Here is a 12,807-nt window from a genome sequence, read left to right as displayed (position 1 = left end):
TTCTCCACTAAGCGCAGTAACTCGGGGGTTCAAATTACTCTACCGGTAATGTGGAATTTTTTGTGGGGAATGCGCTCAGGCTGACAGCAGATTCTGCGTTATACGGACGAAAAAAGAAATTTCGCAGCCTCCCCTGCAAACAGCGTTCGGTTACAAATAAGTTACATTTAGATGGCAGTCTGACTAAATCAATAGCCAAACGATTAAGAAAGCAGCACAATGCTTATTTACTTAAGGCATATAAATAGTAATGAAATTGCATTAGTAAAATTACCTTATGTCTTCTCTGTCCCTCACAATGATTAGGAATATACTCTTCAATTCCCTCTTTAACTTGGTTTATTATTATATTTCAGAATAATCTCCGTCTTATTTTTTTAAGTGAGATATTTTACACTTTTTTTACCAAAATAGAGCCAAATTCAATAAGATAAGGTAAAGTAAATTCGTGGTCACAAAGGAGTGGTATCACTATATTCCTGCCGTAATACGCCACAATGCATAAACATTACTCAACTATTATGGAGCTTATTATGAAAGAACTTAACACTGTTGAAGTGGATCAGGTTGCTGGTGGCGGTCTTTTAACTAGCCTGCTGGGTGATGTAGCGAACGCTGTATCTCCACTGGTAAACCAGCTGGTAACAACGACTGTTCCAAACGCTGTTGAAAGCGTTGTCGAAGGCGTTAACGGCGTCGCTGATGGCCTGGCGTCTGCACTGCAAGCTGTTTTCTAATAAAACAGTAACGCATGAATACATGTTTCATACTCGTAACCCATCAGGATTTTCTTGAATTACGAGCATGTGACATTACCTCGCCTGTAGCCTGAACTGCAGGCGGGGTTACCTCAAAAGTATCTTGATGTAGTTCTCTAAATTGCAGCGTATTACGCTGTGCAAACTTCGGCAAATTTAATACGGATAATTTTTGCTGCCTGAATTTTGCGCATAAATAATCGTTAAATGACAGATGTACATAAATTTTCGGCAACATGAATATTAGTAAAGATTTTTTAAAGCCGGGCGACAGTGCGTATTAAAAGTAAGCCACTCTCATTTTTGGTAGCACAATGTAATTATTACAATCTTGATTACGTATGGGTATTAATATCCAACTCAGATTAATAACCCTACACGTATTGGGGATCTATTGTCACGGCGATAAATTAACACAGTGATTTTTATTAATTTCGGAGGTTATTGTGAGAGTACTCGAGACTAAAGAAGCTGAATGCGTCGCAGGCGGCGGTGCGTTAGATTTGGTATTCAACGTTGTTAACGACGTCGTCTCTTTAGCCGCCCCCTCTGCCAGCACTAACGTCAAAGTCATTGAACAGGGTACTTACGCAGACTTGCCTCTCGCTCTGTAGCTGTTAATTAGCAATAGAACCTACTCATAGTGCTTATGAGTTTTTTAATACGACAAATTCTTACCTGTGGGACGGATGATGTTATCACCAGGTAGCAGGTGAATTTTCTGTTGACGTCCTGATTCTTCATGGTCAACAACAGAAGAATCTGCGATGTTTGCCGTGTTAAGAGAAATTTTAACCTTTTCTTAACCCCCACAACCTGGTTTAGCAACCAAAATCGGGAAATGGTATACAGTTATTGAGGGTCCTGCGGGAAAAAACTCAATGCTGCTGTAGATAAGATGAGTGACAACCACACAGGGCGCCATTCAGCCTTTATTAATAATTTCGGAGGTTATCATGAAAGAACTGGACACTAAAGAAGTTGAACAAGTAGCAGGCGGCGGTTTGATCGACACATTATTCAACGTAGTAAACGGCGTTACCGGTGCAATCTCTCCTGACCTGAGCAATGGTGTTAAAACCGTTGAGCAAGGCGTTTACAGCGTTCTCGGCAACGTTGTTTAACACGTCTGAATGATCGACCCCATGTCTCATACACAAAATTTATCACCTGCGTATGCACTTAGATAAAAAATAAAGCCAGTAGTCCTCCTATGAGACATTGCTTCCACCTGCAGCTAACGCTGCGGGTGGCCTAAGTCAGACACCGCCCTCTCCTTTGACCTCTAACAGCCCCCCTTACTGAAACCCGAAGCGAAAATTTTCTTCATATTCCAAAGAAGCAAACTGCCGCCATTTCGCACTCAAAAAATCAACAGCAGCAGTCTGTCTTGTAAAATCATCAATTATCAGTGATTTGATACATCATTATAAAAAGTTTTCATTATTAACAGTAAGTTACAATTGCATTTAATTTCTGCTTCACTCAATTATGCGATCGTCCAATAAATAGCCTTCCATTTTATAAAATTAAATCATATAGTCAGCAATGATTTGAATTATCAATAAAATTAATGATTAACCCTTCAGTTAGGATGCTAAGAATAAGATAAATTTATGCGTCAATTGAGTGGCATGTTTTTCATAAGGCAGAATAAAATTCGACATTAATATAATATGTGAAATTTTACACTTTTCTCACATAACAATAAGCCAAATTCAATAAGATAGGGTAGAGTAAACCCATGATCGCAAGGTGATGCCTTGGCGTATCTCTGAAAAAAAATCAGCGATCATTATTAAGCTTTTATCAATAATTTCGGAGGTTATTATGAAAGAATTAAACACTATCGAAGTTGAACAAGTTGCCGGTGGCGGTTTGTTGTCGAGCCTGATTTCTAACGTTGCCGATACCGTGGGTGTTGCTCTGAATACCGTATCAACCGTTGTAACCACAACCGTTCCTGACGTACTTGATAATGTAGGCACCGGTGTGACCGGCGCACTGAACGCACTGGGTGTGACTGGCGCGTTAGAAGCTCTGGTATAAAATCCATAACCTATTATATTCATGTCACATACTGGTCAATCATCAGTCCTCTTTAGCATGGCCAGCGTGTAACATTCTCCACCTATAGTTCAGGCTATAGGTGGTTTTATAAGCCCTCTGACAGAGTATTTTGATGTCCGCACTTTTCCGTAAGGAAGTCGCCACTCAGCAGCAGACTCAGTGGCTTGGCAAGGCGCTATTGCTTAAAGGCTGGCCGCTATGGATTACCGTCTCCCTGACCAGCCTATTCATGGTTTTACTTCTGCTATTTCTGATCTTTGCCAACTATACCCGTCGAATAAACGTCAGCGCTGAAGTGATTACTCAGCCGTATACCATTAACCTTTTTTCTCCCCAGCAGGGCGTTATTTCGAAGCTGCTGGTTAAAAACGGTCAACGTGTAAAAGCCGGTGAGTCGCTGTATCAAATAGACGTCAGCCAGATTAGCCAGTCGGGCAATGTCAGCACCTCCACCCTGGACGCTATTTATAAGCAGAAACAGCAGCTCGAAGATATTGTGGCCCAGCAGCGCAGCAATAAGGCTGCCACCTTAGCCAACCTGCAGCAGCAGCTCGAACAATATCAGCAGGCGCAGATTGGCCTGAATAAAATGCTCGCTTCCGCAAAAGACGGCCTGGAGTCGATGGGAAAAAGCCTTGCCTCTTATAATGATTCCTTGAAGAAAGGGTTAATCACCTCCGATCAGCTGAACAACCAGCGTTACTTGTATTACCAGCAGCAGAGTTCCTATCAGAATCTCACCGCGCAGGTGGTCCAGCAGTCTCTGCAAATCAGCAATTTGCAGAGCCAGAAAGTGACTAAGGCCGCAGAGTTTGACAATCAGATTTCCCAATCAATCTACCAGCAACAAGGTCTGGATCGCGAACTGGCAGAGGCTAATGCCCGAAATCTGATTATGATCACCGCCCCCACGGCGGGAAATATCTCGTCACTGAGCGTGACTCCCGGCCAGATGGTTAATACCGGGGATAGTCTGGTACAACTGGTGCCAGACAGCGAGCATGCGTTTTATCTGGTCGCCTGGGTGCCGGATGCCAGTCGTCCTTACGTCAAGTTGGGTGAGACCATAAATGTCAGTTATGCCGCATTCCCTTTCCAGAAATATGGCCAATTTCCCGGCACGATAATTTCGGTTGCCAGCGCCCCTAGCACGCCAAAAGAGATGTCGGGCTACGTTAGCGCGCCGCGCATGAGCACCGGCGCCGTCGACGGCAGCTATTTCAAGGCCATCGTCGCTCTGAAGCGAGGCACGCTCTCCTGGCACGGCCAACCTTTAGCCTTGTCGAGCGGAATGCAGGCTGAAACCACCCTGTTTCTCGAAAAACGCCCGCTGTATCAATGGATGCTCTCCCCATACTACAGCCTGAAGAAAAGCATTACAGGACCGGTTGAATGAACACAGAGCCGTTGGACGAACTCGTACAAAAGTTACATTTTAGCTTCCGCCGCCGAGTGCCACAGATAATCCAGACCGAGGCCGCAGAGTGCGGTCTGGCCTGTGTGGCGATGATTTGCGGATATTATGGCATGCAAACCGATCTGCTGAGCCTGCGCCAGCAGTTTGATGTTTCGACGCGCGGCGTGACCCTGAAAACGTTAATGAGCGTGACCCAGCAGCTGAATCTGAAGTCACGCGCGCTGCGCCTGGACCTCGACGAACTCACCGAGCTGAAAACGCCCTGTATTCTGCACTGGGATATGAACCATTTTGTGGTGCTTATCTCGGTCAAACGTGGTCGCATCGTTATCCACGATCCCGGTTTCGGCAAACGCGTGCTGGGATTGCAGGAATTGTCGGCCCACTTCACCGGCATCGCGCTCGAAGTCTGGCCCGATGCCGACTTTAGCCACACCAAAAACGTTAACCGCCTCAACCTGCGTCGTATGGCCAGTAACGTCAGCGGCATCGTCGGCACCCTCACTAAGCTGTTCTGTTTCTCGCTGCTGATAGAGTCGGTGAATTTGCTTCTGCCGGTCGGCATGCAGCTGGTCATGGACCACGTTATTCCGGCGCAGGACGCCAATCTGCTCACGCTCATTTGCCTGGGCCTGCTGTTCTTCGTGCTGTTTCGAACCGGCATCAGCGTCCTTAAATCCTGGACCCAGCTGGTGATGACCACGCTAATTGACGTTCAGTGGAAGGCCCGGCTGTTTGACCACCTGCTCGCCCTGCCGCTGGCCTATTTCGAGAAACGCAAACTCGGTGACATTCAGTCCCGCTTCGTTTCGCTCGACACCTTGCGCAGCACGCTGACCTCGAACGTAGTGAACAGCCTGATGGACGGCATCATGTCGGTGGGTCTGATAGTGATGATGATCCTTTACGGTGGTTGGCTGGTGTGGGTTATCCTCGGATTCACCACCCTTTACTGCCTGTTCCGACTCAGTACCTACTCCACCTATCGGCAGATTTCCGAGGAGCAGTTGGTGAAGACCGCACGCGCCAGCTCGCACTTTATGGAAACGCTGTACGGCATGGGCACGCTGAAGGCGCTTGGCCTGTCCTCCAATCGTGCGCAGCGCTGGCTGAATATGAATATCGACACCGCTAACGCGACCGTGCGTAAGACGCGTTACGAGATGATGTTCCAGGGTGGCAACACTCTGATAGCCACCCTCGACCAGATTGTTCTGCTGTGGCTGGGAGCGAATCAGGTGATTGATGGCCACATGACGCTGGGTATGTTTGTGGCTTTTAACACTTATCGCGGACAGTTTTCGGAAAGAGCGGCGAACCTGCTGAACATGGTGTTGCAGCTGCGGATGCTGTCTCTACACTCTGAGCGTATCGCCGATATTGCCCTTACCGACGAGGAACATTACGTTACCGAGCGCGCCCTGCTACGCCAGGGAGAGCCCGCCGCGCTGGAGGTACATAATGTCTCCTTCCAGTATGACGTGCTGTCCGCGCCGCTGATTAAAGAGCTCACTCTTAACGTCGCGGCAGGTGAAAGTGTGGCGATAACCGGCCCTTCGGGCATGGGAAAAACCACGCTGATGAAGCTGCTTTCCGGGCTGCTGCTGCCAACCTCGGGCGAGGTGCGCCTCAACGGGATAGACATCAGCAAGGCCGGCGTCAACAATTACCGCGCCTGCATCGCCTGCGTATTACAGGACGATACGCTGTTCGCCGGCTCCATCGCCGAGAACATCGCCAGCTTTGAAGAACAGAACGATCCCGAACACCTGATCGACTGCGCCAAGCGCTGTAATATTCATAACGATATCATGGCGATGCCGATGGGTTATGAAACGCTGATAAGTGAACTGGGCGGCAGTCTGTCCGGTGGCCAGAAACAGCGCCTGCTGATTGCGCGTGCGCTGTACCGCCGACCGAGCATTCTGTTCCTCGACGAGGCCACCAGCCATCTTGACGTTGAAAACGAGGCACACATTAATGCCTCGATTGCTGCGCTAAAGGTTACGCGTGTCATCATCGCCCACCGTCCTTCAACAATAGCCTCCGCCGATCGCGTGATTGTGCTGGGAAGCTAACGCTGCGGACGCTCGCCGCAGAGATGAAGGTCGAGCGGGTCGAGTTTAGCCATCACCCGTTCGACATGCAGTTCGCCCGGGCGGTGCGGAAATACCGGTTCAGCCCAGGGGCCACCCAGCACACGGAAGAAGTTTTCGACTACCGTGGCCGGCAGGAAGCCGATAAAACGCGTGAAGTGAAAGTTCAACGGGTAACCATGGACGGTTCCCGTCGTCACAAACACCGCATCACCCGGCTCGGCAATCAGCCGCTGTTGATTGGCCACCGTCTACCCCTCATTCGCCCACTCTTTTTCTGGTTTCGCGCGAGAGCATTTCATCCACCACGCCGCCCACAATGGCAATACCCTCGGCAATATCCTCGACTTTGATCGACGAAAAACCGATGCGCATATAGTTTGTTGGCCTCGTCTGGGTCGAGTTGGAAAGCGGCAGAAAATAGCTCTCGCCCGGCTGAATGTAAACGTCGCGCGCATAGGCACGCTTTGAGAGTTCACGGGTGTTTATCTCGGCAGGCAGGCGCAGCCATACGGAGCTGCCGCCTTCTGAGTTAGCCACCTCGGCACAGGGGATAAACTGGCGCAGCGCTTCCTGCAAAGTACGCCACCTCAATGCATACTCCTCGTGAAAGCGCTTGAGCAACGACTCGTAATAACCGCCTTTAAGAAACAGCGCGATGGTGCGCTGATTATTGGCCGCAGGGTGGCGAATGCTCATGCGCCGTAGTGCACGAGCCTGGCGAATGAACGGCGCCGGACCGACCAAAAACCCCACCCGAAGTCCCGGTGAAAGCAGCTTTGACAGGCTGGTGACGTAGACCACGCGTCCGTCTGTGTCGATAGACTTTAGCGCGCTGGACGGGTATCTGCCGAAGCGCGACTCGGTGTCGTAGTCGTCTTCAATAATAATAAAGTCGTAGTCTTTAGCCATTTGCAGCAGCTGGCGACGACGGCTTGGTGACAACGTCACGGTGGTCGGTGACTGATGGCTCGGCGTGACATACAGAATATCGCAGCCGCGTAGCGCCTCGCTGATAATCAGTCCGTCTTCATCCACTGGCAGCGGCCTCAGCACCGCACCGTGGAAAATCATCAAGTTACGCACATCGGGATACGAAGGATCCTCAATGCCTACCACCATGCCGGGGCGGATAAGGCACTGAATCGCCAGAAACAGCGCATGCTGAGCCCCGACGGTGACCAGCACTTCCTGAGTACCGGCACTGAACCCGCGACGCGGCAAGACCCGCCGACGAAACGCGTCGAGCAACACGGGATCATCTTCATCAACATAATCCACGGTCCAGTCGTACATATCGTGCAACGAGAGCGAATCGCGGCTGCATTTACGCCAGCTGGAGATCGGAAAAATCCATCGGTCGTGCTGCCCATACATAAAGGTGTATTTCTTGGTGCGCCAGTCGTGCGGATGAGTAATGTGCTCCATCTCGGCAGGATTAATCACCAGTTTGCTGTCCCAGTCGACGCTGGCCGGGCTTTGAGCCATCGGACGACTCTGCGGCAGGCGAGACATCGCATCTGGCGCGACGTAAAATCCGCGTCGCTGCGCCGAAATCAGGATGCCCTCCGCCGCCAGCTCCTCATACACCAGCGTGACCGTATTGCGGGAAATCTTCAGCTGCTCGGCCATGGTGCGGGTCGCGGGCAGCGTCTGTCCCTCTTCGAAGTCCCCGCAGGCGATGGCTTCGGAAATCTTCTCACGCAGCTTCGACTGCAATGAGCCGTGCGATTTACTGTCGAGAGTCTTCGGAATCGATAAGTTGATCATCCGAGCCTGTCCTCACTGTTTTAAAGGTTTAGCCTAGTCCGCGAATGGCCGGAAACTTGTCGGTTAAACCATGCAAAATCTCGGCCATTTGCCGTGCCATCTGCTGTTCATCCTGCGGCGTAGGCTGTGTGGACACTGCGGCAAATACCTGATGCTTGAGGAAGTGTCGCCAGACGACCGGCATGGTGGCGAGAAATTCGGTTAGAATCGCATAGCGTGCCCGTGTCCAGACGGCCTCAAACGCCGAGCGCGCGCTGCCATAGTCAAAGTGTTCACCGTTCGGTTCAGGCATCGCGCTGCGGGTTATTTCCGTCTCGAAGGCGTCGATATCACCGTCGACTATCACGACACCATAGTCGCGGCGTGCGCCCTCGACGGTGACAAACCCGCACTGCACGTCGCGCAGTACGCTTTGCGGCGAACGTTCACGCGCCGGGCCATAGCCTCCTGCACCAGGGCCAATCAACCGCACAACGTCACCCGGGCCGCATTTGATAACGTCGATGTTGCCGTGTTCAACCTGCCGTTCGGTGTCGGGATGGGTCTGAAAACGGGAGTTTTTACCGGCGTTGCCGCCCGCCGCGCCCGCCGAGGCAAACACCGAGCGATTGCGGTTACGCGCCGTGACCACGGTATTGGGTGCGGTGACTTCGAACTCCATCACCGTTGCCAGTCCGCCGCGATAGCGCCCTGCGCCCCCGCTGTCCGGGTACAATCCGTAGCGGCGCACGCGGATCGGTACCTCGGCTTCGTTAATTTCAACCGGGGTGTTTTTCAGAAACGCCGAGAGTCCTCCCGATCCGTCCGGCCCGTCGTGACGCGGTGTCCCCCCCGCACCGCCGCCCACTGGACCTATCGAGGCCACCACCGTGCGGCTTTGTGCATCCACGGTTTTAATATTGACGATAGAGTTGCCGCCCGGCGAATTGGCGGGCAGCCTTTCGGGCACCGCCAGTGAAAACGCCCCCAGCGTGGCAATCTGTGAGACCGCGCAGGTCAAGGAACGCATTCCCACCGCGGCGGGTTCCTCGCAGTTCATCACCGTGCCGGCAGGCAAAATCGCCCGTGTTGGCCGCAGCGTTCCGGCGTTAAGCAGCAGACGACTGTCAAGCGTCGAGAGCACGTAAGTCACGCCTACCAGCGCCAGCGGATGACGTTCTCGCCCGCCGGTGGGCATATTTAGTGAGGACGTGAGCTGCGGATCGCTGCCAGTGTAGTCCAGCTCAAGGGTTTCACCCGTAACGCGCAGCGTAACCGCGATACGGCAGGGATAGCCCCCGTCAGTATCTTCATCAGCATAATCGGCATAGAAGTATTCTCCGTCTGGAATCGTGGCGATGATGTTGCGCGCCTGCTGCTCGGCGTAGTCGAGGATGCCTTCGACGCCTTGCAGGAAGTCGTCGATGCCGAAGCGGGCAATAATCTCCTGCACCTTGCGTTCACCGATGTTTACCGAGGCTATCTGTGCGTTGAAATCGCCCCAATTTTGGTCCGGCGCACGAACATTAAGACGCATAATCCGTGCCACATCTTCATTGAGCTGGCCGCCGCTGATGATCTTTATCGGCGGGATGCGCAAACCTTCCTGCACAATTTCGGTCAGGCTACGCGACAGCGAGGCAGGTACCGCACCGCCCACGTCGGTGTTGTGAATGTGGCCGACCACGAAGCATGTTATCTGCCCCTGATAAAACACCGGTTTCCAAATGTGAATATCCGGCGAATGGGTGGCGACGTTTCCGGCGTAAGAGTCATTGGTGATGCAGATATCGCCCTCCTGATAGTCTTCGATAAGCGTCAGAACCGGTGCATAATCGATGCCGCTGTACCAGGGTGCACCAAAACTGCGCGGCGAGGCGAAGGCCAGCCCCTCGCAGGTGACTATCTGGCAGGAGAAATCCTCAGTTTCTTTAACGAAGGTCGAGTGGGCAGTACGCATCAGGGTAAAGGCCATTGCATCAGCGGCGGCGGCGCAGTAGTTCGCCAGAATTTGTAAATTACGACCATCAATAGCCATGTTCCACCTCTTCAGTGTTTGTCTGTAACGGCGTAATGACCAGATTGCCGAAGGTATCTACCTCGACCTGCATTCCGGTAGGTATGCAGGTGGTGCAGTCGTCCTGCGAGACAATGGCCGGACCGGTAAAACGCTGGCCTGCCAGCAGGGTCTCGCGGCGCACCACAAGCACATCGCGCTGAGCGCCGTCTACCCATGCGCTGACAATGGATTGTGGAATGACCGCCGCGTTACTGTGCGGCAGTTTTATCAGGTCGGGCCGTGACGTTGGTGAGCTGATGACCAGACGCAAATTAATAATTTGCATGGCGGCACGGGCATCGCAATGACCGAACAGCTTCAGGTGCTGTTGATTAAACGCCTGGCTGATGGCGTCCAGGTCGCCTTGCGCCAGCCAGTCTGGGTTAAGCGCAACGTCAATTTCAAACGACTGCCCGCGATAGCGCATATCCGCCGAAAATTGCAGGCTATAGGGTAAATCAACGCCGTGCTCGCGCCGCAGCCACGCCTCAGCGACGTCTTTCAACTGCGCGGCCGCCTCGGTCATCTCCGTCAGGCTGTGCGTATTCAGGTCGCGATACAGCGTGCGGATGAAGTCGTTTTTCAGGTCGGCGACCAATCCACCCAGCGCGGAGAGCACGCCCGGCGTAGGCGGCACCACCACGCCTTTCATGTTCAGTTCACGGGCCAGATAGCAGCCCATCATCGGGCCAGCGCCGCCGAAGGCCAAAAAATAGAACTCGCGCGGGTCAATGCCGAAGCGTGAGATCAACCCGCTGGTGTCGGTATACATGCTCGAGATAGCCAGCTGAATGAGGGTTTCGGCGGTCTCCTCAATCGAAATAGCCAGCGGTTTTGCCAGCAGCGCTACCGCACGGCGCGCGGCCTCAACGTCGACGCTGACGGCGCTGTAGCCCAGTGAGCCGTGCCCAAGCAACCCGCAGGCGGCAAAGGCGTCGGTCACCGTGGCCTGCTGACCGCCGCGCCCGTAACAAACCGGGCCAGGCAGTGAACCGGCGCTGTCGGGGCCAACCTGCAATACGCCCAGGCGGTCTATCCACGCCAGTGAACCGCCGCCCTGACCGACCGAGGTGACGGAAACGGAAGGGATAAAAATCTGGAATTCGCCGATAGCTTCGCCGCTGCCGTATTCCGGTCTGCCTTCGACGATGACGGCTACGTCGGCGCTGGTGCCGCCTATATCCAGGCTGAGCAGTTTGTCGTAGCCGCACTGGTCGGCGATGTAGCCCGCCCCAATCACACCCGAAGCGGTGCCTGAAAGAATCATCTGTACGCACTCGGCCTTGGCCTGCTCGACGCCCATCACGCCGCCGTTAGACTTGGTTATCCTCGGCGGGACCGGCACGCCCATCTCGCTGAGCGCGCGCTCAAACGCGCCCAGATAATTGATGACCTTGGGCTGTACGTAAGCGTTGATGGTTGCGGTAATGGTGCGTTCGTATTCGCGAATGATCGGCCAAATTTCGCCCGAGCATGAAGTCAGCATCTCGGGGGCCAGTTCGGCGACCATTTCGCGCACCTGTGCCTCATTACTGGGATTGCGGTAGGCGTGCAGAAAAGCCACCACGATGCCTTCACAGCCCAGTGCTTTCGCCTTTTCCACTGCGGCAATCACTGAGTCTCGGTCGACAGCTTGCAGCACGCGGCCCTGACCGTCGGTGCGTTCCTTGATGGCAAATACGCGGTCACGGCTAATTAACGGCTCGGGGCGACGGGAAAACAGGTCATGGATATGCGGGATTTTAAGCCGCGCCAGCTCCAGCACGTCTTCGAAGGCTTCGGTGGTGAACAGCGCCAGCTTGACGCCCTTACGCTGAATCACCGCGTTAACCCCCACCGTGGTGCCGTGGGTGAAGTAATGCACCTCGGCGGGTTCTATGCCGAACTTTTCTCTCAACAGACCTAAACCGCGGGTTATCTCGCTGCCGGGGCTATCGGGACGCGACAGCACTTTCAGGGTGCGAATACTGTTGTCACGCTCGTCAAGAACGGCGAAATCGGTAAACGATCCCCCGATATCTACGCCAATTCGGTAAGTCATTGGGGGCCGTCCTTTGTTATGAATGGCTTAACGGTGAGACGCGTCTCGGCTAGCGGTATCGTGCAATGAGCGGCGGGATTAGCGCGGGTAATTTCCATTATGCTCTCGGGATGTGTCACCAGATTCCAGCCAGCGCGCTGATAAACCGGCTGCGCATCGCGGGTGGTGAGCATCCATTTCGAAACATTGACTAAATCGGGATGACTGCGCACCACCGCCGACAGCCAGGTGCCCAACCCACGGCCACGAAAGGCTTCGTCGATAAAGATATCCATCACATAGGCCAACCGGGCAAAGTCGGTGACGATACGGGCGAAACCAATCTGCTGGCCCTGATAATAAAGCCCGAGCGCCAAAGAGTGGGCAATAGAACGCATGAGCGTATCGCGCGACTGCCCTCTGGCCCAGTCAGACTGTTCGGAAAGGAAATGGTGAATCTTCTCGATGTCGAGCCGGTCGCGGTCGGTGCTGAGCTCATAGCCACCGCGAACCCACTCGACAATTTTATTATCATTAACCCAAGCCATGCCGTTACCTGTGTGGTTGCCCTGTGAAAAACGTTAAGGCATTTAAAACACAGAACCCGGAGTGGTGTTAGCGCCAGCCGGCGGCATTCG

At 53.2% G+C, this 12,807-nt stretch carries 11 protein-coding genes; 6 read left to right on the top strand and 5 right to left on the bottom strand.

Going from position 1 to position 12,807, the window contains the following annotated elements:
• Positions 1 to 533 precede the first annotated feature (533 nt).
• The 6 genes from O1V65_RS06575 to O1V65_RS06550 all read left to right on the top strand — a co-directional run bounded on the left by O1V65_RS06575 (position 534) and on the right by O1V65_RS06550 (position 6,323).
• Positions 534 to 737: a hypothetical protein gene (locus O1V65_RS06575; RefSeq protein WP_038327914.1), complete on the top strand. Its 204-nt coding sequence runs from the start codon at positions 534 to 536 to the stop codon at positions 735 to 737.
• A 467-nt stretch (positions 738 to 1,204) separates the two neighbouring features.
• A complete protein-coding gene (locus O1V65_RS06570) occupies positions 1,205 to 1,372 on the top strand; it encodes a hypothetical protein (protein ID WP_017491297.1) in 168 nt (55 codons plus the stop codon).
• Positions 1,373 to 1,714: 342 nt separating this feature from the next.
• Complete coding sequence (locus O1V65_RS06565) at positions 1,715 to 1,882, top strand: hypothetical protein (RefSeq protein ID WP_017491296.1); 168 nt, start codon at positions 1,715 to 1,717, stop codon at positions 1,880 to 1,882.
• 706 nt (positions 1,883 to 2,588) lie between these two features.
• The gene (locus tag O1V65_RS06560; RefSeq protein WP_017491295.1) at positions 2,589 to 2,807 is read left to right on the top strand and encodes a hypothetical protein; all 219 of its coding nucleotides are present in this window, start codon (positions 2,589 to 2,591) and stop codon (positions 2,805 to 2,807) included.
• Between the two features lie 133 nt (positions 2,808 to 2,940).
• Positions 2,941 to 4,224, top strand: coding sequence for an HlyD family secretion protein (locus tag O1V65_RS06555; RefSeq protein ID WP_017491294.1), 1,284 nt, complete (start codon positions 2,941 to 2,943; stop codon positions 4,222 to 4,224).
• Positions 4,221 to 6,323 (top strand): peptidase domain-containing ABC transporter, encoded by a 2,103-nt coding sequence (locus O1V65_RS06550; protein ID WP_017491293.1) that lies wholly within the window; start codon positions 4,221 to 4,223, stop codon positions 6,321 to 6,323. Before O1V65_RS06555 ends, O1V65_RS06550 begins: the two co-directional genes overlap by 4 nt.
• Here O1V65_RS06550 and O1V65_RS06545 read toward each other — a convergent pair.
• The 5 genes from O1V65_RS06545 to O1V65_RS06525 are packed head-to-tail and all read right to left on the bottom strand — an operon-like array spanning position 6,320 to position 12,717.
• Entirely contained in the window at positions 6,320 to 6,589 is a 270-nt protein-coding gene (locus O1V65_RS06545) for a cupin domain-containing protein (protein ID WP_017491292.1), read from the bottom strand. The genes O1V65_RS06550 and O1V65_RS06545 overlap by 4 nt on opposite strands.
• A 10-nt stretch (positions 6,590 to 6,599) precedes the next feature.
• Positions 6,600 to 8,111 (bottom strand): MocR-like pyridoxine biosynthesis transcription factor PdxR, encoded by a 1,512-nt coding sequence (pdxR, locus tag O1V65_RS06540; RefSeq protein WP_017491291.1) that lies wholly within the window; start codon positions 8,109 to 8,111, stop codon positions 6,600 to 6,602.
• 28 nt (positions 8,112 to 8,139) lie between these two features.
• Positions 8,140 to 10,128, bottom strand: a complete 1,989-nt coding sequence (locus O1V65_RS06535; RefSeq protein ID WP_269130334.1) for a hydantoinase B/oxoprolinase family protein — start codon at positions 10,126 to 10,128, stop codon at positions 8,140 to 8,142.
• The gene (locus tag O1V65_RS06530) at positions 10,118 to 12,190 is read right to left on the bottom strand and encodes a hydantoinase/oxoprolinase family protein (RefSeq protein WP_227955151.1); all 2,073 of its coding nucleotides are present in this window, start codon (positions 12,188 to 12,190) and stop codon (positions 10,118 to 10,120) included. The genes O1V65_RS06535 and O1V65_RS06530 overlap by 11 nt, the downstream gene beginning before the upstream one ends.
• The gene (locus O1V65_RS06525) at positions 12,187 to 12,717 is read right to left on the bottom strand and encodes a GNAT family N-acetyltransferase (RefSeq protein ID WP_017491288.1); all 531 of its coding nucleotides are present in this window, start codon (positions 12,715 to 12,717) and stop codon (positions 12,187 to 12,189) included. Before O1V65_RS06525 ends, O1V65_RS06530 begins: the two co-directional genes overlap by 4 nt.
• Between the last annotated feature and the right edge of the window lie 90 nt (positions 12,718 to 12,807).

The organism is Rouxiella badensis (genome assembly GCF_026967515.2).
In the GTDB taxonomy this organism is placed as follows: Bacteria; Pseudomonadota; Gammaproteobacteria; order Enterobacterales; family Enterobacteriaceae; genus Rouxiella; species Rouxiella badensis.
The sequence above is the reverse complement of the archived record's forward strand: the minus strand, read 5'-3'. Positions and strand labels throughout refer to the sequence as shown.